Genomic DNA, 25,686 nt, shown 5'->3' with positions numbered 1-25,686 from the left:
TCCCCCCTTGCGGGGGGGATGCCCGGCAGGGCAGAGGGGGGTGCCTGATGCAACCCTCCGCTATTCTTGAGTCAGCGCTTTACGTCACGGATCTCGCCGCTGCCGAAGCCTTCTACTCCAACGTCCTCGGCCTCCCTCTCCTCGGCAAGGTCGACGGCCGCCATCTCTTCTTCCGCTGCGGCCCGGGCGTGCTGCTCATCTTCAACGCCGAAGCCACCAAAATCCCGCCGGCGCCCGATGCGCGGCTGAAAGTGCCGCCACATGGCGCGGTCGGCGAGGGCCATCTCTGCTTTGCCGCAAGTGCGGATGAACTCGCACAGTGGAAGCCGCAACTTGAGGCGAAAAACATCGCCATCGAAAGCGAATTCGAATGGCCGCAGGGCGGGCGCTCGATCTACATACGCGACCCCTCGGGCAATTCGATCGAATTCGCCGAGCCAAGGATCTGGGGCCTTTGATGCATTCTCTCGATGGAAAGAAGATCGTCGTTGCCAGCCACAATGAAGGCAAGCTGCGCGAATTCGCCGACTTGATGGGTCCGTTCGGCTTCGAGGCGAAGTCGGCCAAGGACTACGGCCTGCCGGAACCGGAGGAGACCGGCACCACCTTCGAGGAAAACGCCTACATCAAGGCCTTCGCCGCGGCTAAGGCGACCGGCCTGCCGGCGCTGTCGGACGATTCGGGCCTGTGCGTCGACGCGCTCGACGGCGCCCCCGGCGTCTACACCGCCAATTGGGCCGAAGCTCCCGACGGCAGCCGCGACTTCGGGATGGCCATGCAACGCACCGAAGTGGCCTTGCAGGAGGTCGGCGCCGCCGAGCCAGCGCAGCGCAAGGGGCGGTTCGTCGCCGTCATCTGTCTGGCCTTCCCCAATGGCGAGGCTGAATATTATCGCGGCGAAGCTGAGGGAACGCTGGTGTGGCCGCCGCGCGGCGAACTCGGCTTCGGCTACGACCCGGTGTTTTTGCCGGACGGTTTCGAAAAGACGTTCGGCGAGATGAGCGCTGAGGAAAAACACGGCTGGAAGCCCGGCCAGCCGACGGCGCTGTCGCACCGCGCCCGCGCCTTCCAGAAATTCGCCCGCGCCAGGTTAGGCTCAGCTTAATGTCGCTGGACCGCAGCCCGGGCTTCGGCGTCTACATCCATTGGCCGTTCTGCGCGGCCAAATGCCCGTATTGCGACTTCAACAGCCATGTCCGTCACCAGCCGGTCGACCAGGAGCGCTTTGCCCGCGCCTTCGAGACCGAGCTGAAGACCATGAGCGAGCGGACCGGGCCGCGCGAAGTGACCAGCATCTTTCTCGGCGGCGGCACACCGTCGCTGATGCAGCCGCAGACGGTGGCGGCGGTGCTGGACGCCGTGGCGAAGAATTGGACGGTGCCCGACGGCATCGAGGTGACGCTGGAAGCCAATCCATCTTCGGTAGAGGCCGAGCGCTTTCGCGGCTACCGCGCCGCCGGCGTCAACCGCGTGTCGCTCGGCGTGCAGGCGCTGAACGACAAGGATCTGCGCTTCCTCGGCCGGCTGCACAATGTCGAGGAGGCGCTGCATGCAATTGGCCTGGCACGGGACATATTCCCAAGACTCTCCTTCGACCTGATCTACGCCCGCCCCGGCCAGACGCTGGACGACTGGCAGGCGGAGCTCGAACAGGCGATCGGCCATGCCGCCGACCATCTGTCGCTCTACCAGCTGACCATCGAGGAAGGCACGCCGTTCCATGCCCTTCATGCGGCGAAGAAATTCATCATCCCCGATAATGACCGGGCCGCCGATCTCTATGCGCTGACTCAGGAGGTCACCGCGGCGCATGGCCTGCCGGCCTATGAGATTTCCAACCACGCCAGGCCGGGCGCCGAGAGCCGGCACAATCTGACCTATTGGCGCTATGGCGAATATGTCGGCGTCGGACCGGGCGCGCATGGCCGCTTTATCGAGAACGGCCACCGCACCGTGACGATCGCCGAGCGGATGCCGGAGACCTGGGCCAATCTGGTGGAGGCCAGGGGCCATGGCGTCACCGGCGGCGAGATCCTGACGCGCTCCGAAGAGGCCGACGAGTTCCTGCTGATGGGGCTGAGGTTGGCCGAAGGCATCGACCTTTCCCGCTACGAGGCGTTTTCCGGGCGCGGCCTGTCGAGCGCCCGGCTGACCGTGCTGCAGGATGAGGGGCTGGTGGCGCCGATCGGCAATGCCAGGCTACGCGCCACGCCAGCCGGCATGATCGTGCTCGATGCCGTGGTGGCGGATTTGGCGCGATAACGCCTTTGAAAAACGTGCTCTTCGTCAAGCGTCGTGCTTGAAGCGGCGCTTGCCGCGGTGTTTCTCGGCATGCGCCTCTCCGTTTCGGGCCGGCTTGGCGTCGCTCTTGTCCCGGCGGACGCTGTTCTGGTCGTTCATCGGATGCGGCGGCGCGCCTTCGCGGGCGCTCTTCGTTTCAAGACGGGTGATGAAGATATCGAAACGATTGGGCATCGTACGGTCAGTGCTCCGTCGTGCTGTCCGGTTTGTTGTCCGAAAGCCTGACATTCGTCGGCAAGGCGGTGGCCGCCCGACTGGCCAGGCCGGTGTCGCTTTCGGCGAGCGCACGCTTGCCCTTTCGCGCAGTGAAGCGCTTGCGCTCGGCATAATAGGGCTCGAAAACGTCCTGCAATTCCAGGCTGTCCATCCTGTCCTCCTCCTCAAGAGACTCAGGTATTCAATCCGCCAGCCACGCTTTCGTTCCCCACTGTGGCAAAGACATGGCCGCCGGGTTACATCGGCGTCAGGTTTGGCTCGACGTTCGGGATTTTGCAACCCGGCGCGCGCCGTGCCAAACAGGGCGAAATGGAGAGACCCCGGTGACCGGCGAGAAGCGCAGCTATGTGATCGGGCAGACCGAGATCGCGGTCCGGTCGGTGGCGCCGGCGCTGTATCTGGTGGCGACGCCGATCGGCAACCTCTCCGACATCACGCTGCGCGCGCTGGAGACGCTGGTCGCCGCCGACATCGTCGCCTGCGAGGACACTCGCGTCTCGCGCGTGTTGCTCGATCGCTACGGCATCCGGCGGCGCACCACCGCTTATCACGAGCACAACGCCGGCGAGGCCGGGCCGAAGCTGATCGCGGCTCTCGAGGCCGGGCAGAGCGTGGCGCTGATTTCGGATGCCGGCACGCCGCTGATCTCCGACCCAGGCTACCGGCTGGTCGGCGAAGCTCTGGAGCGCGGCCTGCGCGTGGTGCCGATCCCCGGCCCATCGGCGCCGCTGGCGGCGCTGACGGCGTCGGGCCTGCCGTCCGACGCCTTCCTGTTTGCGGGGTTTCTGCCGGTGAAATCTGGACAGCGGCTGACAAAGCTCGAAACGTTCAGGGCGGTGCCGGCAACGCTGATCTTCTTCGAGTCGCCGCGTCGGCTGGCCGAAACGCTGGTCGCCATGGTCGAGGCGTTGGGCGGCGCGCGCAAGGCCGCCATCGGCCGCGAGCTGACCAAGACTTTTGAAGAGATGCGGACGGGAACGCTGCAGGCGCTGGCCGACCACTATGCGGCGGCTGACACGCCGAAGGGCGAGATCGTCATCTGCGTCGGGCCCGCCGAGATCAAGCCCGACCAACCCGCCGACATCGACAGGCTGCTGCTGTCGCTGGCCGCCGAAATGCCGGCGTCCAAGGCGGCGGCGGAGGCGGCGAAGATGACTGGCGGCCAGAAGCAGGCGCTTTACCGGCGGCTGCTGGAACTCAGGGATGCGGTTGGAGAAGGCGAAGGTGGCTGAGCGCCCGGCCGCCAGCCGCCAAAAAGCCTATCGGCGCGGCCATCGCGGCGAGTGGCTGGCGGCAGCGGCGCTGATGCTGAAAGGTTATCGCATCCTCGCCCGCCGGCATCGCACCCGCTTCGGCGAGATCGACCTGATCGCCAAGCGCGGCGACCTGGTGCTGTTCGTCGAGGTCAAGGCGCGGCGCACGCTGATGGAAGCGATGGAGGCGATTGGCCACGAATCGGAGCGCCGCATCGAGGGCGCGGCCGACATCTGGCTGTCGCGCCAACCGGATTACGGCAGATTGTCGATGCGCTTCGACATGATCGCGGTGCTGCCCTGGCGCTGGCCTGTGCATGTCGAGAACGCGTTTTATGGGAGGAGTTAGCGGCCTTTACCCTCCCCCTTGTAGGGAGGGTCGGTGAGCAAGCGACGCGTCGTTGGCGAAACGGGGCGGGGGTGTGGCGCCGACCCCACCCCGATCCGCTTTGCGGATCGACTGACCGGGGCGAGCCGCCTGTCTCGCCCGTCCTTCGGACCCCCACAAGGGGGAGAGTAAAGCTCACCCCCAGATCATCAACGCCACCAGCCCGACGCCACCCACGACCAGGCGCCACCAGCCGAACAGCGAATAGCCGTTGCGCGAGACGTAATCGAGCAGGAAGCGCACGACGATCAGCGCGGTAAGGAAGGCGGCGACGAAGCCGATGGCGATGATCGGCAGATCGGCGCTGCTCAGCACGTTGCGGTTCTTGAACAGATCGAAGGCGAAGGCGCCGACCATGGTCGGGATGGCGAGGAAGAAGGAGAATTCCGCCGCCGCGCGCTTGTCGACGCCCAGCAGCAGCGCGCCGACGATGGTCGAACCGGAGCGCGACGTCCCGGGGATCAGCGACAGGCACTGGAACAGGCCGATTTGCAAATAAAGCCTTGTCGGGAAGCGCTCGACGTCGCGGTAGACCGGCTGCAGCTTCATGCGGTCGATGACCAGCAGCACGACGCCGCCGATGATCAGCATGATGCAGATCAGCCTTGGCGATTCGAACAGCACCGTCTTGATGAAATCATGCGCCAGCGCGCCGATGATGGCGGCCGGCAGGAAGGCAATCAGGATGCCGAGGACGAAATGCCGCGTCAGCCGGTCATGCGGCAGGTCGAGCAGCATCTGCCACAGACGGCGGAAATAGACGCTGAGGATCGCCAGGATGGCGCCGAGCTGAATCAGGATCTCAAAAGCCTTGCCGGTGGAATGGAAGCCGAGGAAATGGCCGGCGAGCAGGATATGGCCGGTCGAGGAGACCGGGATGAACTCGGTCAGCCCCTCCAGCAGGCCGAGCAGCAGGGCTTCGACAATGGTATGGCTATCCATATGGCAACCTCGGCATTCAAGGGACGGAAGGAAACGGCTGGCAAAAGGGCTTGCTTGTCACGGCGCGGAAGTCCCCCTATAGGTCGCAGCACCGTGACGGCCGCATGACGGGCCGCCAAGACTTACCGGTGCGGACGGCGATTCGCCAGTGCGCCTTAATATCGCGGAATCATGCTGACGCTTTTCCATCACCCGATGTTCGCCACCTGCCGCTTCGTGCGCCTCGCCTTCGGCGAATATGGCGAGGAGCTGGCGCTGATCGAGGAAAAACCGTGGACGCGGCGCAAGGAGTTTCTGGCGCTGAACCCCGCCGGCACCTTGCCTATCCTGCTGGCCGAAGGCGACGTGCCGATCGTCGGCGCCATGGTGATCGCTGAATATCTCGACGAAACACGTGGTGTCCTGAAGCGCGACAAGCGCCTGTTTGCCGAAGACCCGATGCAGCGCGCCGAAATCCGCCGCCTGACCGACTGGTATCTCAACAAGGCCGAGAGCGAAGTGACCCGGCATCTGGTGCGCGAGCGCGTGCTGAAGCCGGTGATGCCGGAAACGGCGGGCGGCGGTTCCCCCGATTCGGCGGCGATCCGCGCGGCGCGCGCCAACATTCGCCAGCACATGAAGTACACCAACTGGCTGGCCGGCACCCGTCATTGGCTGGCCGGCAGCAAGGTCACCTATGCCGACCTGGCGGCAGCGGCGACGCTGTCGGTGCTGGATTATCTCGGCGAGATCGATTGGCGCGAGCATGCCGCGGCGCGCGAATGGTACACGCGGGTGAAATCGCGGCCGTCGTTCCGGCCGCTGCTCTCCGACCGGGTGCGCGGCCTGTCGCCGGTGTCGCATTATGCGGACCTCGACTTCTAGAAGCCAAACCCTGCGCGCGCTAGTCGACGCCGAGGCGCGGCGCGCCGGCTTCGATGCGGTTGCCGTCACCACGCCCGATGCGATCCCGCTGGCGCCAGCCAGATTGGCCGAATTCGTCGCCGATGGTTTTCACGGTTCGATGGCGTGGATTGCGGAGACGCTTCAACGCCGTAGCGAGCCTTCGACGCTGTGGCCCGAGGTGCGCTCGATCATCGTGCTGGCAATGAATTACGGCCCCGACCACGATCCGCGTGCGCTGCAGGCAAGGCGCGATCGCGGCGCGATCTCGGTCTATGCGCAAAACCGCGACTATCACGAGGTGATGAAGGGCCGGCTGAAGGAGATCGCCGGCAAGATCGTCGCGCGGGCCGGCGGCGACGTGAAGGTTTTCGTCGATACGGCGCCCGTGATGGAAAAGCCGCTGGCTGAGGCCGCCGGGCTCGGCTGGCAAGGCAAGCATACCAATCTGGTCAGCCGCGAGCACGGCTCCTGGCTGTTTCTCGGCACCATCTTCACCACGGCTGAGCTCACGCCCGATGCGACCGAGGTAGACCATTGCGGTTCCTGCCGCGCCTGTCTCGACGCCTGCCCGACCGATGCCTTTCCGGCGCCCTATCGGCTCGATGCCAGGCGCTGCATCTCCTACCTGACCATCGAGAACAAGGGGCCGATCCCGCAAGAATTCCGCGAAAAGATCGGCAACCGCATCTATGGCTGCGACGATTGCCTTGCCGCCTGCCCGTGGAACAAGTTTGCCCGCGCCGCTTCGGAAGCCAAGCTTGCTGCCCGCGACGAACTGCGCGAGCCGCCGCTGGGCGAGCTGTTGCAGCTGGACGACACGGCGTTCCGGTCTTTCTTCTCGGGCTCGCCGATCAAGCGCATCGGCCGCGATCGTTTTGTCCGCAACGTGCTGGTTGCCGCCGGCAATTCCGGCGATACTTTGCTGGCTGACCCTGTCCGCGCCCTCCTTGGCGACGCCTCGCCGCTGGTGCGCGGCGCGGCGATCTGGGCGCTGGCGCGGCTGGTGACGGCCGCCGAATTCAACGGGCAGGCGGCGATCTACTTGAAAACCGAAACCGACACTTCAGTGCGGGAGGAATGGCTGTCCGCATTGCCAATTGAGGCGCACGCATGAGCGAAAAACAGGTTTTTATCTTCGGCGCCGGCTATTCGGGCAAAGCCTTTGCACGGGCCAATGCGGAGGCGATTACGATCTTCGGCACCACGCGCTCGGCCGAGAAATTCGAGGCATTGCGTCAGGCCGGCATCGCGCCGCTGCTGTTTCACGGCGCCTTGACACCTGAAATCGGCGAAACGCTGGAGGCCACCACCCATCTCGTCGTCTCCGTGGCACCGGAGGAGGCCGGCGACCCTGTGCTTCTCGCCGCGCGCAAGGCGATCGAGGCGATGCCGGCGCTTCGCTGGATCGGCTATCTTTCGACCGTCGGCGTCTATGGCAATTATGACGGCGCCTGGGTCGATGAAACGGCCGAGTGCCGGCCGGTGTCGAAACGCTCGTCGATGCGAGTGGCGGCCGAGCGAGACTGGCTGCAGCTTGGCCTCGATACCGGCAAGCCGGTGGCGATCCTGCGGCTTTCCGGCATTTACGGGCAAGGACGCAACGCGCTGGTCAATCTGGAAAACGGCACGGCCAGGCGGCTGGTCAAGCCCGACCAGGTGTTCAACCGCATCCATTGCGACGACATCGCCGGCGCGCTCTGGCACCTCATCGGTGGCAATAGAGGCGGCATTTTCAACGTCACCGATGACGAGCCGGCGCCGCCGCAGGATGTCGTCACCTATGCCGCTTCGCTGATGGGCGTCGAGCCGCCGCCAGAGATTCCTTTCGAGACCGCCCAACTTTCGCCCATGGCGCGGTCCTTCTATGGCGAGAACAAGCGCGTCGCCAACGCCGCGATCAAGGCAGCGGGCTACCGGTTCCGCTATCCGGACTACCGCCAGGCGTTCGATCGGATGTGGGCCGACGGCAGCTGGCGCGACGGCGAGCCGCGCAGCCCGATGAAGGTAGATAATCGAAACGCGAGCCCGAGGGTGATATGATTCGATTGTGTTGCGGACTTTTGCAGTGGGGTTCATGACGATTTCGATGCGATCCTTGACCGGCAGACGGCCGTTCCTGACGGCGGCGCTGGCGATCGTGGCGCTGGCCGGGCTGGTGGCGGGCGCAATCACGGCCGAGCCACGGGCAAAAGACCTGTTCGGCGCCAAGAAGCTGCCGGCGGTGGCTGCGGCGCAATCCTTCGGCTTCTATTCAAAGGGCTGCTTCACCGGCGGCGTCGCCATTCCGATGGACGGCCAGAACTGGGAGGTGATGCGTCCCTCGCGCAACCGGCGCTGGGGTCATCCAACGATGATTGCGCTGATCGAGAAGCTGTCGCGCGATGCCGCCGCCGACGGCTGGCCGGGGCTTCTGATCGGCGACATTTCGCAGCCGCGCGGCGGCCCGATGCTGACCGGGCACGCCTCGCACCAGATCGGCCTCGACGCCGACATCTGGCTGACGCCGATGCCCGACCGCAAGCTTACGACCCAGGAGCGCGAAAACATCAGCGCCACGCTGATGGTCGACGACAAGACGCATCTGGTGAAGGACAGGCTGTGGAAGCCGATACATACCAAGCTGTTGAAGCGCGCCGCGAGCTATCCGGAAGTCGAGCGCATCCTGGTCAATCCAGGCATCAAGAAGAAGCTGTGCGACACCGTCACCGGCGACCGTACCTGGCTGAGAAAAATCCGGCCGTTCTGGGGCCATGACTATCATTTCCACATCCGCATCGGCTGCCAGCCGGGTTCGCCCAACTGCAAGGGACAGGAAGCGACGCCCGACGATGACGGCTGCGGCAAGCCGCTGGCCTGGTGGTTTACCGAGGAGCCGTGGCGCCCCAACAAGAACCCGGATGCGCCCAAGGCGCGCGACCTGATGACGATGGCGAACCTGCCGAAACAATGCCAGTTCGTGCTTGACCAGCCCGACGCGGACTCGGCCGAAGCCGTCACCTATCGCGGCGGCGGCGTGCCGATCGCCGCCAGGGCGCCGGAACCCGACGCGCCTCCGCCTATTGCGGGCAATGCGGGCGGCTTGCCAAACGCAGCCAACGCCTTCACCGCCACGCCGGAGATCGGCATTCCCCTGCCAAGGCGACGGCCGCCGGCAAACGTCGGACAGTGATGGCTAACTGACGCTTTCCCTTTCCGGGGCCATGCGCTAGTCAATCGATTGAACACCGGGCGATTGAACACCGGGCGATTGAACACCGGGCGATTGAAAAACCGGGCGATTGAAACGGTCGCAACGGCGCCGCAAAGGGGACGAGCAAGAGCATGTCAGGCGACGACGACACCGCGTTGCGGTTTCCAGTGCTGATCGGCGACATCGGCGGCACCAATGCGCGCTTTTCGATCGTGCTCGACGCAAATTCGGAAGCCGGTGAGCCGCATATCGTGCAAACCGCCAATTTCGCCACCATAGACGAGGCGATCCAGGCGGCGGTGCTCGACCGGTCGTCCGTCCGGCCGAATTCGGCAGTGCTGGCCATCGCCGGACCGGTCGATGGCGACGAGATCCCGCTTACCAACTGTCCCTGGGTGGTGAAGCCGAAGCAGATGTTTGCCAATCTGGGCCTGGGCGACATCGTCGTGCTCAACGATTTCGAGGCGCAGGCGCTGGCCGTCGTGGCGCTCGGCGAAGAGCATATGGAAAAGATCGGCGGCGGCACGCCGGAGGAGAATGCCGGACGCGTCGTGCTCGGCCCCGGCACCGGCCTCGGCGTCGCTGGGTTGGTTCATGCCCTCCACCACTGGATACCGGTGCCTGGCGAAGGCGGCCATATGGATATCGGTCCGCGGACGCCGCGCGATTTCGAGGTGTTCCCGCATATCGAAAAGCTGGACGGCCGCATTTCGGGCGAGCAGATCCTGTGCGGGCGCGGTCTGGTCAATGTCTACCGGGCGGTCGCCAAGGCCGACGGTAAGCCGGCGCCGTTCGCCACGCCGGCCGAAATCACCGGGGCGGCTCTGGCCAAGACCGACCCGGTTGCCGAGGAAGCGCTGGCGCTGTTCGTCACCTGCCTCGGCCGCACCGCCGGCGATCTCGCACTGGTGTTCATGAGCCGCGGCGGCGTGTTCTTGACCGGCGGCATCGCGCAAAAGATCGTTCCGGCACTGAAGGAGGGCAATTTCCGCGCCGCCTTCGAGGACAAGGCGCCGCACAGCGCGCTGATGGCCTCGATGCCGGTCTATGTCATCACCCACCCGCTGGCGGCGCTTCTGGGCCTTGCCGCCTATGCCCGCAACCCGTCGCTGTTCGGCGTCCAGACCGCGGGGCGGCGCTGGCGGGCATGATCCATTTCGTCCCGAAAACGGGTCTTTTCCTGGAAATGGCTGCCGCTTTCGTGACCCTAACCTCGGGCCGCGATGAAGTTTCGCCATAGGCAAGCCGTAGCCGGGGCGCTAAGAGGGGGCCGAATTCCAGCCTGGCATCCCTAGAGCCGGATGATTTCAGATCGAATCGACCTGAAATCTGAATCCGGCTCTAAATCAAAGAGATAGAGCATGATGTCGTCCGAAAACCGCTTCACACTTCTCGGCATCATGCTCTAGCAAACCACGAAGCGCCCGCGATTTGACCGCTCAAAGTCCACTCAAACTGAAAGTCCAGCCAGCTGAGGTCACTGCGGTGCTGCGCCGCATCCTGGCCGAAAACGGTAGTGAATATCGCTGGACCTATGTCGTTGCCGTCGGCTGCCTGCTGATTGTTTCCGCCACCACCGCCTTCACGGCGTGGATCATGGCCCCGATGATCAACGAGATCTTCTACGAACGACGCGGCGACATGATCGTCTGGATCTGCGCCGGGTTCATGGCCGCCTCCGTGCTGCGCGGCTTCGCCGGTTACGGCCAGGCGGTCGCGTTGGCCAAGATCGGCAACAATCTGGTCGCCCGCTACCAGAAGCGCAGCTTCGACCACCTGATGAAGCTCGGCGTCGACTTCTTCAACGATACGCGTTCCGGTCGGCTGGCGGCACAGGTCAACGAGAATGTCGGGGGCGTTCGCGATCTGCTATCGCTGACGCTGACCTCCATCAGCCGCGACGCGGTCTCGCTGATCGCCCTCGTCGGCGTCATGATCTACCAGGATCCGGTGTTGTCGCTCAGCTCGCTGCTGATCGGGCCGCCGCTGATCTGGGCCGTCGTCTACATCACCCGCCGATTGCGGCGCATCAACCGGGAATCGGTGCTGATCAACTCGCGGCTGAACGGGTCCGTGCAGGAGGCCACCCAAGGCATTGCCATCGTCAAGGCCTTCACTCTGGAAGCCGAGCTGGCGCGCCGGATCGGCATCATGGCCGATACGGCCGAGCAGCGTAACAACAAGATCGCCCGGGTCGCGGAGCGGCTGTCGCCGATTTCCGAGATTTTGGGCGGTCTCGCCATTACCTCCGTCCTTGCCTATTCCGGCTACCGGGCGCTGGTGCTCGGACAACCACCAGGCGCTGTGTTTTCCTTCATCACCGCGCTGATCATGGCCTACGATCCGGCACGGCGCCTGGCTCGTACGCAGGTCGGTATGGAACGTGCCCTGGTCAACGCCCGGATGATTTACGAGCTGCTCGACCTGGAGCCTAAACAGGGCGATGCGCCCGACGCGGTCGAAGCCAGGATCACCACCGGCGAGGTTCGCTTCGACAATGTGACGTTCGGCTACAGCGCCGACATGCCGGTGATCAGGAACCTGAGTTTCACCGCCGCGGCCGGCAAGGTTACGGCGGTGGTCGGGGCCTCGGGCGCCGGCAAGACGACGCTCGTGGCGCTGCTGCAGCGCTTCTACGATGTCGACAAGGGTTCGATCGAGATCGATGGCCAGGACATTTCCAAAGTCACCAAGCACTCGCTGCGCGGCTCGATCGCCTATGTCTCGCAGGCCCCCTATCTGTTCGAAGGCAGCATACGCGACAACATCCGTTTTGGCCGACTTTCGGCGACCGACGCCGAGATTGAGCGGGCGGCGGTGCTGGCGGCGGCCGACGAGTTCATCCGTCAGCAGCCGCAGGGTTACGACACGCCCGTCGGCGAGGGCGGCTCGACACTTTCCGGCGGCCAGCGCCAGCGCGTCTCGATTGCGCGGGCGATCGTGCGCAACGCGCCGATCCTTTTGCTCGACGAAGCGACCTCGGCGCTCGACAACGAGGCCGAGGCGCGCGTCCAGGAGGCGTTGACCCATGTGATGGAAGGGCGCACCACCATCGTGATAGCGCATCGCCTGTCGACGGTCGTCAACGCCGACCACATTATCGTGCTTGAAGAGGGGCGCCTGGTCGAGGAAGGCACCCATGCCGCACTGATGGCCGATCCAAACAGTGTCTACGCCCGCTTCCACCGCATTCAAGGCAAGAACGGACTGGGGCTTGTCGACGACTCGAAGCCCGTCCAAACTCCGGTCCGGCGCAGCCGCGCCAAGAAGGCGGTGGGGAGAACAGCATGAGCGAATCCAGCGAAATGGGCCTGGTGGTGGTGGGGGCGGCCGGCCGCATGGGCCAGACGCTGATCCGCGCCATCCATTCGATCCCCGGCGCCCGCGTCGTCGGCGCGGTCGAACGAACCGGATCGCCCTATCTCGGCAGGGATGCGGGCGAGCTTGCCGGCATCGGCATCATCAATGTGACGATCGGCGACGATCCGCTGCCGGTGTTCGCCAAGGCCGACGGCGTGCTCGATTTCACCATGCCGGCAGCCACCGTCGAATTCGCAGGCTATGCCGCGCAGGCACGCATTGCCCATGTCATCGGCACCACCGGCTGCTCGGCGGAAGACGACGCCAGGATCGAGGCCGCGGCGCGCCACGCGACGATCGTCAAATCCGGCAATATGAGCCTCGGCGTCAATCTTCTGGCGGTGCTGGTCGAGCAGGCCGCGCGCGCGCTCGGTCCAGAGGATTTCGACATCGAGATCCTCGAAATGCATCACAAGCACAAGGTCGACGCGCCCTCGGGCACCGCCTTGCTGCTCGGCGAAGCGGCGGCGGCGGGACGCGGCATTTCCCTTGCCGGCAAAGATGTGCGGTCACGCGACGGCCATACCGGCGTGCGCAAGCCAGGAACCATCGGCTTTGCCAGCTTGCGCGGCGGCTCGGTGGTCGGCGACCACAGCGTCATCCTGGCCGGAACCGGCGAGCGCATCACGCTGTCGCACCATGCCGAGGACCGCGCCATCTTTGCCCGCGGCGCGGTCAAGGCCGCGCTCTGGGCGCGCGGTAAAAAGCCCGGACTTTATTCCATGCGGGACGTGCTCGGCTTGAGCTAAACTATCCATAATTTTGAAGGAGCAAACATGTCGGGAACTCTCGTGCTCGTGCGCCACGGCCAGAGCGAATGGAACCTGAAGAACCTGTTCACCGGCTGGCGCGATGTCGACCTTACCGAGCAGGGCCACAAGGAGGCCAAGGAAGCCGGCCAGAAGCTCAAGGCACGCGGCTTGAAATTCGACATTGCCTTCACCTCGGCGCTGATCCGGGCGCAGAAGACCTGCCAGCACATTCTCGACGCGGTCGGCCAGAGCGATTTGAAGACGATCCGCGACCAGGCGCTGAACGAGCGCGACTATGGCGATCTCTCCGGCCTCAACAAGGACGACGCGCGCCAGAAGTGGGGCGAGGAGCAGGTGCACATCTGGCGCCGCTCCTACGACGTGCCGCCGCCCGGCGGCGAAAGCCTGAAGGACACCGGCGCCCGCGTCTGGCCCTATTACCTGCACGACATGCAGTCGCATGTTCTGAAAGGCGGCACCGTGCTGGTCGCCGCGCATGGCAATTCGCTGCGCGCGCTGATCATGGCGCTGGACGGCAAGAGCGGCGAGGAGATCGTCAAGCTCGAGCTCGGCACCGGAGTGCCGGTGATCTACAAGCTCAACGCCGATTCCACTGTGGCGTCGAAGGACGTGCTGGAGGGGTGAGGTTTTCGGCCAGCGCATTCGCCAAGTCGGCGCTGCCCCTCATTGCCCTGCCGGGCATTTCTCCCCGTATAGTGACGGGGAGAAAGGGCTGGCCGCAGCCTCGGCGCTCTTCTTGTGACGCAGGTGACTGGCGAAAATTCATCGATGAGAGCGCCCCTCTCCCCGTCACTGTACGGGGAGAGGATGCCGGCAGGCAGGTGAGGGGCGGCGCTGACCCCCGGGAAACTAAGCCGGCAGGCAGCGGCCCTCGAAAAAGCGCGTTGACACATATCGTTTGCCCGCTTACATGAGCCCGCACCAGCCCAGATGGCGGAATTGGTAGACGCGCACGGTTCAGGTCCGTGTTCCGCAAGGAGTGGAGGTTCGAGTCCTCTTCTGGGCACCAAATTCCCGTTTCGGATAAATCCGAAATGATTTAGACGCGAAGCAAAAAAGCCCGGTTTCCCGGGCTTTTTTGCTGATGGATGACAGATAGTCCGGCGGAGGGTCAATGCGGCGGGCGAACCGCTTTCATTGCTTCTTCTTCGAGTGTCTGGAGCTTCTCCCGAATCTCCTCCGGCTCGGCATGCTCCAAGCCGACGACATCGTTTCTGGTCTCATTCAGCGAAACGATAATCTCATCAAGCTTGGCGTGAATGGCGGCCGTGTCGCGGTAACCCTGGATCAGTACAACGCCGGTGATCACGATGGCCGCTACCGACAATGCGTAGGTGACCACATTCGTCAGGCCGAATGGCACCAACGCAGTACAGAGCAGCATGGCTACAAGAAGGACATAGAAGCCCGGTGGCCGGGATAGAAAGTCGCCCATCACAAACAGGAAGCGATTCATATCAAGGCCGCGGTCAAAAATGCCACGAGTGCGGTGACGGCTACGCAAATTGGAATTGCCGCGAGTAAGGCAGCTTCCAGGACCCAAGTTTCCTTGTCGCTAAACATCAGACATCCTCCCGTTGAGAAAAGGCTGCCCGTAGACTTTCACAGGGCAGCCACAGCCCGCCGCTCCAGACCGGAGCGGCGGGCTCGCGCGTTATTCGATGATCTGCACGACCTTGCGCGTGTCGGGATCGACGAGAACCGCATGATCTCCGACAACCGTATACTTGTAGCGGACATCCGGAACGTCGATTGCGTGGAGCTCGACAGTGTCTGGAAGAGCCGTGCCGACATTGAGTTCGACGCCCAGCAAACTGACTGATGCCAGCTTTTGCTTATGGATATATTCGCGAACGACCGTCTGTTGTTCGGGCTTGAGAACAATAACGTCCTCGGCAAACGAGGTGCCGATGCCCGCCATAAGGACGAGGGCGCCGGCGGCGCTGACGAAATATCTGGTCATGGGAATTTCCTTTTCATAGGTCAGTTCGGAAGTGTGGATGCGAGCAGATCAGCCGCCACTCGCAGGGGCTGGGGCAGGTGCCGCAGGCTTTGCGGGTGCAGCCGGAGCTTCCACCTTTGGCGCTTCAACCTTGACGTTGATATCCTTGCCGCCGTCGCCGCGGATATTGATGACGCCGGTAAAAATAAGCAATACTACGACTGCAATAAGTGCAAGAACAACAGCAATCGCAGTGCCGCCCCCACCACCAGAATTAACAACAGTTGGGCCGTCGGCCATGTGTTCCTCTCCTGTTTTATTTAGTTGCATTTGGGAAACGCCTGCCCCGCTTGAACGTTCCGCCTCGGGACTTGGGTCTTAGCTGATATCCGACTTTGGTCTGGTTCGCCGCGGACTGAAGTCATAGGAACAATCTGGCTGATCTCAAGTTCGGTCCCTCGGCGAACAGGCGTGGTGCCGTCGCCGGATTACGCGAGGAGAAAACCATGAAAATCCACTTTGCAAGTGCCGCTGCAGGCTTGTTGCTTTTGGCTGGCGTCGGCGGCGCCGCAGCTCAGGATGTCGTCATCACACCGGAGCAGGATACGGTCGTCCGCGAATATGTGAAAAAGCAGCCGCTGGCTTCGGTGAAGATCCCGGGCGTGGAGCTGAACGTCGGCAGTGCCTTGCCTGATACGGTCGAGCTGCACGAAGTTCCCAACGTCAAATACCGCTATGTCGTGGTCGACAACCGCACCGTCCTGGTCGACCCCGGCACCCGGAAAATTGTGAAGGTCTACGACTGATCGAATAGCTGCAGCCCGCCGCCGACCATGGCGGCGGGCTGCGGATTTAACATTGCGCTCCAGGATGATCGAAGATGATCGATGACGTCGAGACATCGCCAGCCCTCGATACCCGCCTGGGTTCTCTCAGGGCGAGAATGCGCGATGCGCGCATAACAGAGGCCGACATGAAGACCTTTCAGAAAGTCGCATCCATCATGGTTGGCGGCAGTGGCCGCATCAGCGGCGATGACCTGATTGCAGCTTCGTTCGTCCTCGAGGACCAGCCGGAAGGCTTGTAAGGGCGAAGTACTCACGTGTGCAGGCCCCCGCAACGCTGCTCCCAAGTGTTCTGGTGCTGAACACATTCCTGCTGCGGGCCGGCGTCGAAGGCGTGCCCGCTGGCGAGGTCGCGTCGCGCTCAAGCATCGTCCAGAACACCATGTCGCCGCATGTGAAGATACCCGGCCATGCGAGCCGATGCCGGCGCCGTATCAGCGCGGCCGGCAGAACCGGCAGGCCGGTCCAGAGCGTCGCCACGCCTATGGTCACAAATGTCACCGAGGCCAGTTTGGTCCAGATCGGATGATGGTAGCGGGCGATCGCCATCTCGACCGTACGGGCGCCGGCCTGGGAAGGACCCACCAGCGCGCCGAGGCCGACCGCCGCGCCCAGCGTGGTCGGCGCGCTGTTTGCCCTGCAACGCGGGGCTATGCGGCGTGCTCGCACAAGTTAGCTCCAACTTGAGGCACGGCGTGAAGTCTCGGTGCTTGCCCCCACGATGGCGAGGTACGAAGTCAAAAGCGGTCAATGTGCTTAGCGATCTACAGTCGACTTCAGCCGCCGTTTCGAATGATGGCGCCCCGCAATCACGAGATTTGTCGATAATAATCGATATTAGGCTGTATTCGCGACTATCCCTGATAGTGGGCGATTAGATAAAATTGATATGATATCCCAGATCGGAGGAGATCGATCCATTCGGGCCGGCATCAGCATGATTGAACCGCAGCTACCGCAAGTTGACAGCGATCATCGGGCGGATCTGGTTTGGTACGAAGTCTTAATACGTCTCACCTAAGGTCCAACTTTGACTTCGGGAGCGCGACGTTCGACAGACATATCTCCGCAGGTTACATTCGCCAGTCAGACAGCGCTCCGCACTCGAATGGATGTCTCTGAATGCCGGGCCTCACGCCTTCACGACCGCACCCGAGAACCTTGGGATGGATGGGCACGACAGCGCTCGCCATGGGTGGCAGCAATCAAAGCCTGTTTCTGATTGCCGCCCTTTTTGTCGGCCAGGGGAATATTCCCGGTCAAGGAAGCGCCGCGGTTCCTTTGCTAGTTGTTGGTCTGCTTCTAAGCTGGGCCGCCGCGCCGGCTTGGACCGAATTGGTTCTCATGTGGCCAAACCGCGTCGGCGGTATCTCTGCAGCGTGCGCCGAAGCTTTCCGACCTTACAGTCCCGTTCTCTCGGCTCTGACGGGCACCTGCTATTGGTGGGGTTGGGTGCCGACCTGCGGACTGACAGCGGTTCTTTCAGCGTCTGCAATCCAGCAATGGTACCTGCCGGGCCTCCCCGTGGAGGCGGTCGCCTGCGGGCTTATCGCATTCTTTACGACGGTGAACCTGTGTGGAATCAAGTGGGTGGTCCAACTGGCGATCCCGATCGCCACGGCCTCCGCGACGCTTGCGTTTCTCTCATCCCTCGTACCGGTCATCAGTGGCTCGGTCGACTGGCGGCAGGCGACGGATTTTGCCCTGACCAGCCCGTTTACCGGCCTGTTCGGCGATATCACGTCGGTGATGGCGGGACTGTACCTGATCGGGTTTGCCGCACCGGCATTTGAGGCTGCAGCCTGCCATGTTGGCGAAACCATCGATCCCAACCGCAACATTCCTCTGGCGATGTGGGCCAGCGCCGCAATGGCCGGCGTCTATTTCCTGGTCCTGCCGGTTGTCTGGCTGGGTGTGCTCGGGCCGGAGCCGCTCGGCACCGACCTCGCCATAGCTCTCGGGCCCACCTTTGCGCCCTTGTTGGGGAGTTTCGGCAAGGCGGCCGCCATCTGGCTCATCATGCTGAACATGTTCCATGGAACGTTGCAGCCATTGGCAGGCGCCGCGCGGACCCTTGCGCAGCTGAGCGAAGACGGCCTGCTGCCGAGCTTCCTGGCCAGGCGCACCTCAACAGATTGTCCTTGGGCGGCAACGCTGCTCACAGCTGCCGCCGCAATCGGCTTCATGCTGTGCGGGTATCCGCTCTGGATGATCGCCGCGGCCAATTTTACGTACCTGATCAGCATCTGCATGCCAAACATCGCAGTCTGGCTCTTGCGCCGTGATAGTCCCGAAGCCGAGCGACCCTTCCGGGCTCCCAGGGGAACGATTATCCTTGGCGTAGGCGCGGCTGCAATATGGCTGTTGACCGCCATACTGGGATTTCAGCAATTTGGCCTTCCTACCGTCCTGTTCGGTCTGGCTTTGGCATATTCGGGTGCTGCGCTCTACGCCTGGCGCACGATGGAGGATCGATACGCACTCGGTCTACCCTTGCTGCCACATACGCTTCACCTGAAGCTTACCGGAGCCATGCTTTTTGTGCTCGTGCTTGACGGTGCCGGCTATTTCCTGGCGATCGGCAGCGTTCCCCAAGGCGACACTTCATTGGTCGCCGCGCTGGAGGACATTTTTGTCGTTGTCGCGCTGCTGACCATCAGCGTTGGCCTGATCTTGCCGGGAATGATCACCCATTCGGCGACAGAGGTGAGCAACGCGGCAAAGCGTCTGACATCCGGAACGCTGAAGGATTTCTCTCTTGCCATGGTCGCCCTGGGGCGGGGAGACCTCGCTGCGGCGCATGCCTCCGTGAATATCATGCCGGTTACGGTAAACTCTCGTGACGAACTTGGAGAGATGGCCGAAAGCTTCAACCTGCTCCAGGACAAGGTGAGGGAAGCCGCCCACGGCCTGGACGACGCGCGCGAGAACATGAACGTAGCGCGCACCGAACTGATGGCACGGCACGAGGAAATCGCGCATCTCGCGCACCACGATCCGCTTACCGGCCTGGCGAACCGGGCCGCGCTTGCAGCACACCTGGCCACGACGCTCGAGCGTGCAAAAGCAACGCACGCCAGCTTTGCCGTCTTCAGCATCGACCTTGACCATTTTAAAGAGGCGAACGACGTTTTCGGGCACGCCGCCGGCGACGATCTGCTTTGCACCATTTCCCGGCGTCTCCAAACCGCGGCGCCTGAGGCGTTTATCGCGCGCATGGGCGGCGACGAATTCACGGTTGTCCTGGCCATGGATAACCGGTCCGCAGGTGCCAAGGAAGTCGCGGACCGTCTGTTCGAATCGGCGGCAGGCAAATTCGAAATCCGGGGCCAGCACATTTCGATCGGGGTGAGCATCGGCGCGGCGATCTATCCGAAAGACGGAGAGAATGCCGCGGCGCTGATGGCAAATGCCGACGCAGCGCTCTACCGGGCCAAGGCGGACGGTCGTCGAATGGTGCAATTCTTCGATCCTGAGATGGATAAGCGACTAAGAGAGCGCTACGCCTTGCAGCGAGATTTGCGCTCTGCGGTCGGCCATGGCGAACTTGTGCTTCATTACCAGCCGCAAGCCAGGATGGACGGCGAAATCTTCGGTTTCGAGGCACTCGCCCGATGGAACCATCCAAAACATGGGCTCATCTCCCCAAACGCGTTTGTCTCGCTTGCCGAACAGGATGGCACGATCGTTGAGATAGGTGAATGGACGCTCAGGCAGGCGTGCAGAGACGCGGCCTCCTGGCCCTCACCGCTGCAGATCGCCGTCAACCTCTCTCCCGTGCAGTTCCGTTTCGGGGACCTGGTAGGCCTCGTTCATTCTATCCTCTACGAGACCGGCCTTGCTCCGGGGCGGCTGGAACTGGAAATCACGGAAGGGGTTCTCATCCGCGACCGGGCAACTGCCTTGTCGGTTTTGCGGAGGTTGAAGGCATTGGGCGTCAGGGTCTCGATGGATGATTTTGGCACGGGGTATGCCTCGCTGTCCTCCTTGCAGGCGTTTCCATTCGACAAGATCAAGATCGATCGCAGTTTTGTTTCGGGTGTCGGCTCGAATGTCCAATCGGCGGCCATCGTGCGCACGATACTCAGCCTGGGGAATGCGCTGGCCTTGCCTGTCATCGCGGAGGGTGTCGAAACAGAGGACGAGCGTGCCTTCCTGATGAAGGAAGGATGTCCCGAAATCCAAGGATATCTGGTAGGGCGCCCGCATCCGATAGCGCTCTACAAAGATGTGACGAATGGGCTTTCGCCGGGATCTGCGTTCGGGGAGCCCGAGGATACCACCGCACACCAGGCGCTTGGCGTAACGCGATAGCCCGGCGCCGACCGTCGGCGCGCTGCTCCTGCAGCATACTGGTGAACGAGGACTGCTGGCGGTACTGCTCGGGCTCGCCCTTATAAAGGTCGCACTGGTCGGCGTGCTGTTTGCCTTGCAGCGCGGGGCCATGCGAAGCATCCGCACCAACTGGCGCGGGAGCCAACCTGCCCTTCCGGCCAGTCCCCCAACAAACCACTTCAAACCCGGCCGTCTCGGCGCTACGTTCGCACCTATGGCCCCACCCACCCAGCCGATCACCGTCACCCGCCGCGACCAGATGTTTCCCATCCTGGGCGACGCCGATATCGAGCGCATGCGCCGGTTCGGCGAGGCGAGTTCCTATGCAGCCGGCGAGCACATCGTCACCGCCGGCACCGTGGCGCCGGGGCTGATCGTCATCCTGTCGGGCACGGTCGATATCACCCAGGATGTCAGGCCCGGCCGGCGCGAGACCATCGTCACTCATGGTCCCGGCAATTTCATCGGCGAGCTGGCGCAGCTTTCCAGCCGGCCGTCGCTGGTCAATGCGGAGGCGGCCGAGCCGGTCGAGGCCTTCGTCATCCCCTCGCAGCGGCTGCGCGACTTGATGGTGCAGGAGGCAAGCCTTGGCGAGCGGATCATGCGGGCGCTGATCCTGCGCCGCGTCGGGCTCCTGGAAAGCGGCAGCAGCGGACCGATCGTCGTAGGCCCGGCCGGCAATGGCGACACGCTGCGGCTGCAGGGGTTTCTGCGCCGCAGCGGCCAGCCGCACCGCGCGCTCGATTCCGACAGCGACCCGTGCGCCAAGACGCTGATTGAGCATTTTCATGTCGACCCGCACCATCTGCCGATCGTGCTCTGCCCCGACGGCAAGCTGATGCACAATCCCGGCGAAACCGAACTTGCCCGCTGCATCGGCCTGCTGCGGCCGATCGATCCCGACATGGTCTATGACGTCGCCATTGTCGGGGCCGGGCCGGCGGGGCTGGCGGCCGCGGTCTATGCGGCATCCGAAGGGCTGTCGACCATCGTGCTCGATTGCCGCGCCTTCGGCGGCCAGGCCGGCGCCTCCGCGCGCATCGAGAACTATCTGGGTTTCCCCACCGGCATTTCCGGCATGGCGCTGATGGCGCGCGCCTACAACCAGGCGCAGAAATTCGGCGTCGAAATAGTCATCCCCGACGAGGCCAAGCTGCTCGGTGCAGCAGGCGAGGGCTACACGCTTACCGTCGGCGACGGTGAAAGCCTGCGCGCACGCACGGTGGTGATCGCCAGCGGCGCCCGCTACCGCCGCCTCGACATCGCCAAGCTGGCCGAGTTCGAGGGCACGTCGGTGCATTACTGGGCCTCGCCGATCGAAGCGCGGCTATGCATAGGGCAAGAAGTGGCGCTGGTCGGCGCCGGCAATTCGGCGGGGCAGGCGGCCGTCTATCTCGCCAGCCAGGTGCGCAAGGTGACGATGCTGGCGCGCCGCGGCGGCCTCAGGGAAACCATGTCGCGCTATCTGATCGAGCGTATCGAGGCGCAACCCAACATCGAGGTGCTTGGCGAGACCGAGATCGAGGCGCTGGAAGGCGAAGGCGGCAATCTCACCCAGTTGCGCTGGCGCAACCCCGGCGGCGTCGAGATGCGGCCGATCCAGCATCTCTTCCTGTTCATCGGCGCCGACCCCAACACCGATTGGCTGGCTGGGTGCGATATCGCGCTCGACGCCAGGGGTTTCGTGCGCACCGGCGCCGACATAGGGGCGGGCCAGATGGAGACCAGCCGCAGCGGCGTGTTCGCCATCGGCGACGTGCGCGCAGGCTCGGTCAAGCGGGTCGCCGCCGCCGTCGGCGAAGGCGCCCAGGTGGTGGCTGCCTTGCACGCCTATCTCGCGCGACCCGACGCAGCAGCGCCCGAACTGGCCAGGAGAGCATAATGGATGAATGCAAACACACGCGCGACATCAAGACGGTGACGCCGAGCGCGCTCGGTTGCGAGGAGTGCCTGAAGAGCGGCTCCATGTGGGTGCATCTCAGGCTGTGCCGTACCTGCGGCCATGTCGGCTGCTGCGACGACTCGCCCAACCGCCACGCCACCAAGCATTTCCACGCCACCAAGCACCCTATCATCGAAGGCTACGACCCGCCGGAAGGCTGGGCCTGGTGCTTTGTCGACGAGGCGTTCATCGACCTGGAAGGCGACGTGACGCCGCAGAACGGCCCGATCCCGAAGTTTTTCTGAGGTGGCTGTCGGCGCGACGTCGGCTGGTCCTCAGGCCGACGGCTGCGCCGTTATTTCACCGAGCCAGTGACGGTGCGGTCAAGGCTATCGGGATTGCGCTCATTTCCGGCAAGCGCGGCGATGACCAGAAGGCTGGCGACGACCGGGACGAACAGGATGGCCACGCGGGCCTGCACATAAAAAATGGCGCGCCATTCGCTGCGCTTTTCCGGGTTGTTGTCCATCACACTCACTCTCGCCATGCCTCCCCGAGGCGGGACATAGCGGCGAAGGGTTAAGCAAAGGCTGCTGAATGTGTTAACGCGCGGCGGATTGGGATTTAATCTTGACGGTCAGCGCCGCCCCTCATTGTCATCGGTACGCATCCGGTACGCCTACCCCCGCAGCGCCTGGTCCAGATCGGCGATCAGATCATCGCCATCCTCGATCCCCGCCGACAACCGCACCAGCGAATCCGAAATGCCGATTTCCGCGCGCTTTTCCGCCGGGATCGAGCCGTGCGTCATCAGCGCCGGGTGTTCGATCAGGCTTTCGACGCCGCCGAGGCTTTCAGCCAGCGTGAACAATTGCGTCCGTTCCAGGAAGCGTTTGGTGCCGGCGAGGTCGCGGTCGAGGTCGACCGAGATCATGCCGCCGAAGGCATGCATCTGCTGGACGGCGATGGCGTGCTGCGGATGGCTGGCCAGGCCGGGATAGACGACGCGGCGCACATCTTTTCGCGCCTCCAGCCACTGCGCAATCTTCAGGCCGTTCGTGGAATGCCGCTCCATCCTGAGCGCCAGTGTCTTGATGCCGCGCAGCGCGAGAAAACTGTCGAAGGGACCGGAGATGGCTCCGATGGCGTTCTGCAGGAATTTCAGCTGGGCGGCGAGATCCTTGTTGTCGCCGACGATGGCGACGCCGCCGACCATGTCGGAATGGCCGTTGAGATATTTCGTCGTCGAGTGCACGACGATGTCGATGCCGAGTTCCAGCGGCCGCTGGATGTAGGGGCTGCAGAACGTGTTGTCGGCGACCGTCAATACGCCCTTGCGCCTGGCGAGTGCCGCAACGCCTTCGAGGTCGACGATGCGCAGGAGCGGATTGGTCGGGGTTTCAACCCAGAGCAGTTTTGTCTCCGGACGGATCGCTGCTTCCACCGCCGCCAGATCAGTGAAGTCCACAAAACTCACCTGCAGATTGGCCGAGCGCTTGCGCACCCGCTCCATCAGCCGGAACGAGCCGCCATAGATGTCGTCGGTTGCAACGATATGGGCGCCGCTGTCGAGCAGCTCGAGCACGGTCGAGATCGCCGCCAGGCCGGAAGCGAATGCAAAGGCGGCCGAGCCGCTTTCGAGATCGGCCACCCCGCGCTCGAAGGCGAAGCGGGTCGGGTTCTGGCTGCGGGCGTACTCAAACCCCTTGTGCACGCCGGGCGACTGCTGGCCATAGGTCGAAGTCGCGTAGATCGGCACCATCACCGCGCCGGTCAGCGGGTCATGGCTCTGGCCGCCATGGATGGTGCGCGTGGAAAAAGCCAGGCGGTTCTTGCCCGATGGGGATGTTTCAGCAGTCATCGTGCGCGCCTCAAATGGTTGATCAGGTCGATACGGGTTATCAGGCCGACGAACTCGTCGCCATCGAAGATGATGGCGACCTCGTTGCGGTCGAACACCGGCAGCAGCGCATCCAGCGTCTGGCTGGCCTGCAGCGTGTGCAGATTGGAGGTCATGGCGGTGCGCACCGGGGCGTTGAAGCGGTCCCAGCGGCCGTCATAGGGGCCGTCGACCTTGGCCAATATATCGCCCTCATCGATAATGCCGACCAGCTTGCCATTGTCCAGCACCGGCAGCTGCGAGACATCGGAGCGGCGCATGCGGCCATAGGCGTTGAGCAGGCTTTCGTCGGGGCCGACATAGACGGTGTCGCCGGTGCGGTGCGAGCGCATGACAAGGTCGCGCAGATCGCCATGCTGTTCCTGTTCGGCCAGCCCCTGTTCGGCCAGCCAGAAATCGTCGAACACCTTGGACAGATATTTGTTGCCGCTGTCGCAGACGAAGGTGACGACACGTTTTGCTGTCGTCTGCTCGCGGCAATAGCGAAGCGCGGCCGACAGCAGCGTGCCGGAAGACGAGCCGGCGAGAATGCCTTCCTTCGAAAGCAGGTCCCGCACGGCCAGCATGCTCTGCTTGTCTGGGATGGAATAGGCTTTCCTGACCAGCGACAGATCGGCATTGGGCGGCACAAAATCCTCGCCGATGCCTTCGACGGTCCAGCTGCCGGCCTCTTCCATCTTGCCGGTCTTGATCAGCGGCGCCAGCACCGATCCGACGGGATCGGCCAGCACCATCTCGGTCTTCGGCGATGTTCTGGCGAAGTAGCGGCCAAGCCCGGTCAGCGTGCCGCCGGAGCCGACGCCGACGACCACGGCGTCGAGGTCGCCATCGAGCTGGGCAAGGATTTCCGGTCCGGTGGTGGTCTCATGCGCCTCAGGGTTGGCCGGGTTGGCGAACTGGTTGGCGTAGAAGGCGCCGGGCGTTTCCGATGCGATCTTCTCGGCCATGTCCTGGTAATATTCGGCATGGCCCTTGCCGATATCGGACCGCGTCATGCGCACTTCGGCGCCGAGCGCGCGCAGATGCTGGATCTTTTCGCGCGACATCTTGTCGGGCACGACGAGGATGATGCGGTAGCCCTTGGGGATGCCGACCTGGGCGAGGCCGAGACCGGTATTCCCGGCGGTCGCCTCGACGATGGTGCCGCCGCGCTTCAGCTTGCCTTCCTTCTCGGCCGCGGCAATCATCGACAGCGCAATGCGGTCCTTGATCGAGCCGCCGGGATTCTGGCTTTCGAGCTTGATGAACAGCCGGCACTTGCCGGTGTCGAATTTGGTCAGTTCGACCACCGGCGTCTGGCCGATGAGGTCGAGCACCGAGGCGTAGGGCGGACGCAGGCGGGATAACGCGCCGTCCGAACTGCCTGGCGCAGCTTTTCCGTGCTCGCTCATATCGATGTGCTCCCTTGAACAAGCGACCGCCTCGGGGGCAGAGCGGCAGCGTAGCTTCTTTTCCGGCCGTTTGCAGTCGGAAA

The 25,686-nt window shown here is 63.7% G+C and carries 28 protein-coding genes and 1 tRNA gene; 20 read left to right on the top strand and 9 right to left on the bottom strand.

Going from position 1 to position 25,686, the window contains the following annotated elements:
- The first annotated feature begins 47 nt into the window (after positions 1-47).
- Genes NKI15_RS00335 through hemW form a run of 3 tightly spaced genes read left to right on the top strand, consistent with a single transcriptional unit; the run spans position 48 to position 2,262 of the window.
- Complete coding sequence (locus NKI15_RS00335; RefSeq protein WP_352462813.1) at positions 48-458, top strand: VOC family protein; 411 nt, start codon at positions 48-50, stop codon at positions 456-458.
- Entirely contained in the window at positions 458-1,105 is a 648-nt protein-coding gene (gene rdgB / locus NKI15_RS00330) for an RdgB/HAM1 family non-canonical purine NTP pyrophosphatase (RefSeq protein WP_023816142.1), read from the top strand. Before NKI15_RS00335 ends, rdgB begins: the two co-directional genes overlap by 1 nt.
- Complete coding sequence (gene hemW / locus NKI15_RS00325) at positions 1,105-2,262, top strand: radical SAM family heme chaperone HemW (protein WP_023816141.1); 1,158 nt, start codon at positions 1,105-1,107, stop codon at positions 2,260-2,262. The genes rdgB and hemW overlap by 1 nt, the downstream gene beginning before the upstream one ends.
- 24 nt (positions 2,263-2,286) lie before the next feature.
- Here hemW and NKI15_RS00320 read toward each other — a convergent pair whose 3' ends face one another.
- Entirely contained in the window at positions 2,287-2,475 is a 189-nt protein-coding gene (locus NKI15_RS00320; RefSeq protein ID WP_352462812.1) for a hypothetical protein, read from the bottom strand.
- Positions 2,476-2,482: 7 nt separating this feature from the next.
- Positions 2,483-2,668: a hypothetical protein gene (locus NKI15_RS00315; RefSeq protein WP_023687558.1), complete on the bottom strand. Its 186-nt coding sequence runs from the start codon at positions 2,666-2,668 to the stop codon at positions 2,483-2,485.
- Positions 2,669-2,840: 172 nt separating this feature from the next.
- Here NKI15_RS00315 and rsmI point away from each other — a divergent pair, with 172 nt between their 5' ends.
- Together rsmI and NKI15_RS00305 are read left to right on the top strand one after the other, a co-directional pair.
- Entirely contained in the window at positions 2,841-3,749 is a 909-nt protein-coding gene (gene rsmI / locus NKI15_RS00310) for a 16S rRNA (cytidine(1402)-2'-O)-methyltransferase (RefSeq protein WP_352514298.1), read from the top strand.
- Positions 3,742-4,119 carry a YraN family protein gene (locus NKI15_RS00305; protein WP_352514297.1) on the top strand — a complete coding sequence of 126 codons (378 nt, stop codon included), beginning with the start codon at positions 3,742-3,744 and terminating at the stop codon, positions 4,117-4,119. The genes rsmI and NKI15_RS00305 overlap by 8 nt, the downstream gene beginning before the upstream one ends.
- 174 nt (positions 4,120-4,293) lie before the next feature.
- On the opposite strand, the gene NKI15_RS00300 is transcribed toward NKI15_RS00305, so the two are convergent.
- Entirely contained in the window at positions 4,294-5,100 is an 807-nt protein-coding gene (locus NKI15_RS00300) for an undecaprenyl-diphosphate phosphatase (RefSeq protein WP_352514296.1), read from the bottom strand.
- A gap of 171 nt (positions 5,101-5,271) precedes the next feature.
- Between NKI15_RS00300 and NKI15_RS00295 the strand changes: the two genes are divergently transcribed.
- The 9 genes from NKI15_RS00295 to NKI15_RS00255 all read left to right on the top strand — a co-directional run bounded on the left by NKI15_RS00295 (position 5,272) and on the right by NKI15_RS00255 (position 14,317).
- The gene (locus NKI15_RS00295) at positions 5,272-5,964 is read left to right on the top strand and encodes a glutathione S-transferase family protein (protein ID WP_023672063.1); all 693 of its coding nucleotides are present in this window, start codon (positions 5,272-5,274) and stop codon (positions 5,962-5,964) included.
- Positions 5,945-7,099, top strand: a complete 1,155-nt coding sequence (gene queG / locus NKI15_RS00290) for a tRNA epoxyqueuosine(34) reductase QueG (protein WP_352514295.1) — start codon at positions 5,945-5,947, stop codon at positions 7,097-7,099. Before NKI15_RS00295 ends, queG begins: the two co-directional genes overlap by 20 nt.
- Positions 7,096-8,025, top strand: coding sequence for an SDR family oxidoreductase (locus NKI15_RS00285; RefSeq protein WP_352514294.1), 930 nt, complete (start codon positions 7,096-7,098; stop codon positions 8,023-8,025). The genes queG and NKI15_RS00285 overlap by 4 nt, the downstream gene beginning before the upstream one ends.
- Before the next feature lie 46 nt (positions 8,026-8,071).
- On the top strand, positions 8,072-9,154 hold the full coding sequence (mepA, locus tag NKI15_RS00280; RefSeq protein ID WP_373420153.1) for a penicillin-insensitive murein endopeptidase: 1,083 nt from the start codon (positions 8,072-8,074) through the stop codon (positions 9,152-9,154).
- 152 nt (positions 9,155-9,306) lie between these two features.
- Positions 9,307-10,326 carry a glucokinase gene (locus NKI15_RS00275; RefSeq protein WP_352514293.1) on the top strand — a complete coding sequence of 340 codons (1,020 nt, stop codon included), beginning with the start codon at positions 9,307-9,309 and terminating at the stop codon, positions 10,324-10,326.
- 280 nt (positions 10,327-10,606) lie between these two features.
- Positions 10,607-12,466 (top strand): ABC transporter ATP-binding protein, encoded by a 1,860-nt coding sequence (locus tag NKI15_RS00270; protein ID WP_023681221.1) that lies wholly within the window; start codon positions 10,607-10,609, stop codon positions 12,464-12,466.
- Positions 12,463-13,284, top strand: coding sequence for a 4-hydroxy-tetrahydrodipicolinate reductase (gene dapB, locus NKI15_RS00265; protein ID WP_352461060.1), 822 nt, complete (start codon positions 12,463-12,465; stop codon positions 13,282-13,284). Before NKI15_RS00270 ends, dapB begins: the two co-directional genes overlap by 4 nt.
- Positions 13,285-13,311: 27 nt before the next feature.
- Complete coding sequence (locus NKI15_RS00260; protein WP_023672068.1) at positions 13,312-13,932, top strand: 2,3-bisphosphoglycerate-dependent phosphoglycerate mutase; 621 nt, start codon at positions 13,312-13,314, stop codon at positions 13,930-13,932.
- Between the two features lie 300 nt (positions 13,933-14,232).
- A tRNA-Leu gene (locus tag NKI15_RS00255) sits at positions 14,233-14,317 on the top strand.
- 102 nt (positions 14,318-14,419) lie between these two features.
- Here NKI15_RS00255 and NKI15_RS00250 read toward each other — a convergent pair.
- The 3 genes from NKI15_RS00250 to NKI15_RS00240 all read right to left on the bottom strand — a co-directional run bounded on the left by NKI15_RS00250 (position 14,420) and on the right by NKI15_RS00240 (position 15,550).
- Entirely contained in the window at positions 14,420-14,764 is a 345-nt protein-coding gene (locus NKI15_RS00250; RefSeq protein ID WP_023672069.1) for a low affinity iron permease family protein, read from the bottom strand.
- A gap of 198 nt (positions 14,765-14,962) precedes the next feature.
- Positions 14,963-15,271 (bottom strand): DUF1236 domain-containing protein, encoded by a 309-nt coding sequence (locus NKI15_RS00245; RefSeq protein WP_023672071.1) that lies wholly within the window; start codon positions 15,269-15,271, stop codon positions 14,963-14,965.
- Positions 15,272-15,319: 48 nt separating this feature from the next.
- Positions 15,320-15,550: a hypothetical protein gene (locus NKI15_RS00240; protein ID WP_033001362.1), complete on the bottom strand. Its 231-nt coding sequence runs from the start codon at positions 15,548-15,550 to the stop codon at positions 15,320-15,322.
- A gap of 206 nt (positions 15,551-15,756) precedes the next feature.
- Between NKI15_RS00240 and NKI15_RS00235 the strand changes: the two genes are divergently transcribed.
- The 6 genes from NKI15_RS00235 (at position 15,757) to NKI15_RS00210 (ending at position 22,617) form a co-directional block, all read left to right on the top strand.
- Complete coding sequence (locus tag NKI15_RS00235; RefSeq protein WP_023698077.1) at positions 15,757-16,056, top strand: DUF1236 domain-containing protein; 300 nt, start codon at positions 15,757-15,759, stop codon at positions 16,054-16,056.
- 74 nt (positions 16,057-16,130) lie between these two features.
- Entirely contained in the window at positions 16,131-16,337 is a 207-nt protein-coding gene (locus NKI15_RS00230) for a hypothetical protein (RefSeq protein WP_023681214.1), read from the top strand.
- A 53-nt stretch (positions 16,338-16,390) separates the two neighbouring features.
- Entirely contained in the window at positions 16,391-16,624 is a 234-nt protein-coding gene (locus NKI15_RS00225; RefSeq protein ID WP_031197458.1) for a hypothetical protein, read from the top strand.
- Between the two features lie 641 nt (positions 16,625-17,265).
- Positions 17,266-20,409 carry an amino acid permease gene (locus tag NKI15_RS00220; RefSeq protein WP_352885621.1) on the top strand — a complete coding sequence of 1,048 codons (3,144 nt, stop codon included), beginning with the start codon at positions 17,266-17,268 and terminating at the stop codon, positions 20,407-20,409.
- A 235-nt stretch (positions 20,410-20,644) separates the two neighbouring features.
- Positions 20,645-22,312 (top strand): FAD-dependent oxidoreductase, encoded by a 1,668-nt coding sequence (locus NKI15_RS00215; protein ID WP_352885620.1) that lies wholly within the window; start codon positions 20,645-20,647, stop codon positions 22,310-22,312.
- Entirely contained in the window at positions 22,312-22,617 is a 306-nt protein-coding gene (locus NKI15_RS00210) for a UBP-type zinc finger domain-containing protein (protein WP_023672079.1), read from the top strand. Before NKI15_RS00215 ends, NKI15_RS00210 begins: the two co-directional genes overlap by 1 nt.
- A 50-nt stretch (positions 22,618-22,667) precedes the next feature.
- Here NKI15_RS00210 and NKI15_RS00205 read toward each other — a convergent pair whose 3' ends face one another.
- The 3 genes from NKI15_RS00205 to NKI15_RS00195 form a co-directional block, all read right to left on the bottom strand.
- Complete coding sequence (locus NKI15_RS00205) at positions 22,668-22,859, bottom strand: hypothetical protein (RefSeq protein WP_352885619.1); 192 nt, start codon at positions 22,857-22,859, stop codon at positions 22,668-22,670.
- A 132-nt stretch (positions 22,860-22,991) separates the two neighbouring features.
- Entirely contained in the window at positions 22,992-24,173 is a 1,182-nt protein-coding gene (locus NKI15_RS00200; protein ID WP_023681210.1) for a trans-sulfuration enzyme family protein, read from the bottom strand.
- Entirely contained in the window at positions 24,170-25,603 is a 1,434-nt protein-coding gene (locus NKI15_RS00195) for a pyridoxal-phosphate dependent enzyme (RefSeq protein WP_023698085.1), read from the bottom strand. The genes NKI15_RS00200 and NKI15_RS00195 overlap by 4 nt, the downstream gene beginning before the upstream one ends.
- Positions 25,604-25,686 lie beyond the last annotated feature (83 nt).

The organism is Mesorhizobium sp. M0862, from assembly GCF_040319795.1.
Classification (GTDB): Bacteria; Pseudomonadota; Alphaproteobacteria; order Rhizobiales; family Rhizobiaceae; genus Mesorhizobium.
The sequence above is the reverse complement of the archived record's forward strand: the minus strand, read 5'-3'. Positions and strand labels throughout refer to the sequence as shown.

Bases quoted from the DNA above. Each gene is read 5' to 3' on its own strand.
- NKI15_RS00315 (WP_023687558.1), bottom strand. From the start codon at position 2,668: ATGGACAGCCTGGAATTGCAGGACGTTTTCGAGCCCTATTATGCCGAG.
- NKI15_RS00250 (WP_023672069.1), bottom strand. From the start codon at position 14,764: ATGAATCGCTTCCTGTTTGTGATGGGCGACTTTCTATCCCGGCCACCG.
- NKI15_RS00205 (WP_352885619.1), bottom strand. From the start codon at position 22,859: ATGGCGAGAGTGAGTGTGATGGACAACAACCCGGAAAAGCGCAGCGAA.
- NKI15_RS00300 (WP_352514296.1), bottom strand. From the start codon at position 5,100: ATGGATAGCCATACCATTGTCGAAGCCCTGCTGCTCGGCCTGCTGGAG.
- NKI15_RS00295 (WP_023672063.1), top strand. From the start codon at position 5,272: ATGCTGACGCTTTTCCATCACCCGATGTTCGCCACCTGCCGCTTCGTG.
- NKI15_RS00235 (WP_023698077.1), top strand. From the start codon at position 15,757: ATGAAAATCCACTTTGCAAGTGCCGCTGCAGGCTTGTTGCTTTTGGCT.
- NKI15_RS00320 (WP_352462812.1), bottom strand. From the start codon at position 2,475: ATGCCCAATCGTTTCGATATCTTCATCACCCGTCTTGAAACGAAGAGC.
- NKI15_RS00230 (WP_023681214.1), top strand. From the start codon at position 16,131: ATGATCGATGACGTCGAGACATCGCCAGCCCTCGATACCCGCCTGGGT.
- NKI15_RS00275 (WP_352514293.1), top strand. From the start codon at position 9,307: ATGTCAGGCGACGACGACACCGCGTTGCGGTTTCCAGTGCTGATCGGC.
- hemW (WP_023816141.1), top strand. From the start codon at position 1,105: ATGTCGCTGGACCGCAGCCCGGGCTTCGGCGTCTACATCCATTGGCCG.
- NKI15_RS00335 (WP_352462813.1), top strand. From the start codon at position 48: ATGCAACCCTCCGCTATTCTTGAGTCAGCGCTTTACGTCACGGATCTC.
- NKI15_RS00240 (WP_033001362.1), bottom strand. From the start codon at position 15,550: ATGGCCGACGGCCCAACTGTTGTTAATTCTGGTGGTGGGGGCGGCACT.
- NKI15_RS00260 (WP_023672068.1), top strand. From the start codon at position 13,312: ATGTCGGGAACTCTCGTGCTCGTGCGCCACGGCCAGAGCGAATGGAAC.
- NKI15_RS00285 (WP_352514294.1), top strand. From the start codon at position 7,096: ATGAGCGAAAAACAGGTTTTTATCTTCGGCGCCGGCTATTCGGGCAAA.
- NKI15_RS00215 (WP_352885620.1), top strand. From the start codon at position 20,645: ATGGCCCCACCCACCCAGCCGATCACCGTCACCCGCCGCGACCAGATG.
- mepA (WP_373420153.1), top strand. From the start codon at position 8,072: ATGCGATCCTTGACCGGCAGACGGCCGTTCCTGACGGCGGCGCTGGCG.
- NKI15_RS00245 (WP_023672071.1), bottom strand. From the start codon at position 15,271: ATGACCAGATATTTCGTCAGCGCCGCCGGCGCCCTCGTCCTTATGGCG.
- queG (WP_352514295.1), top strand. From the start codon at position 5,945: ATGCGGACCTCGACTTCTAGAAGCCAAACCCTGCGCGCGCTAGTCGAC.
- NKI15_RS00210 (WP_023672079.1), top strand. From the start codon at position 22,312: ATGGATGAATGCAAACACACGCGCGACATCAAGACGGTGACGCCGAGC.
- rdgB (WP_023816142.1), top strand. From the start codon at position 458: ATGCATTCTCTCGATGGAAAGAAGATCGTCGTTGCCAGCCACAATGAA.
- NKI15_RS00200 (WP_023681210.1), bottom strand. From the start codon at position 24,173: ATGACTGCTGAAACATCCCCATCGGGCAAGAACCGCCTGGCTTTTTCC.
- NKI15_RS00195 (WP_023698085.1), bottom strand. From the start codon at position 25,603: ATGAGCGAGCACGGAAAAGCTGCGCCAGGCAGTTCGGACGGCGCGTTA.
- dapB (WP_352461060.1), top strand. From the start codon at position 12,463: ATGAGCGAATCCAGCGAAATGGGCCTGGTGGTGGTGGGGGCGGCCGGC.
- NKI15_RS00220 (WP_352885621.1), top strand. From the start codon at position 17,266: ATGGGCACGACAGCGCTCGCCATGGGTGGCAGCAATCAAAGCCTGTTT.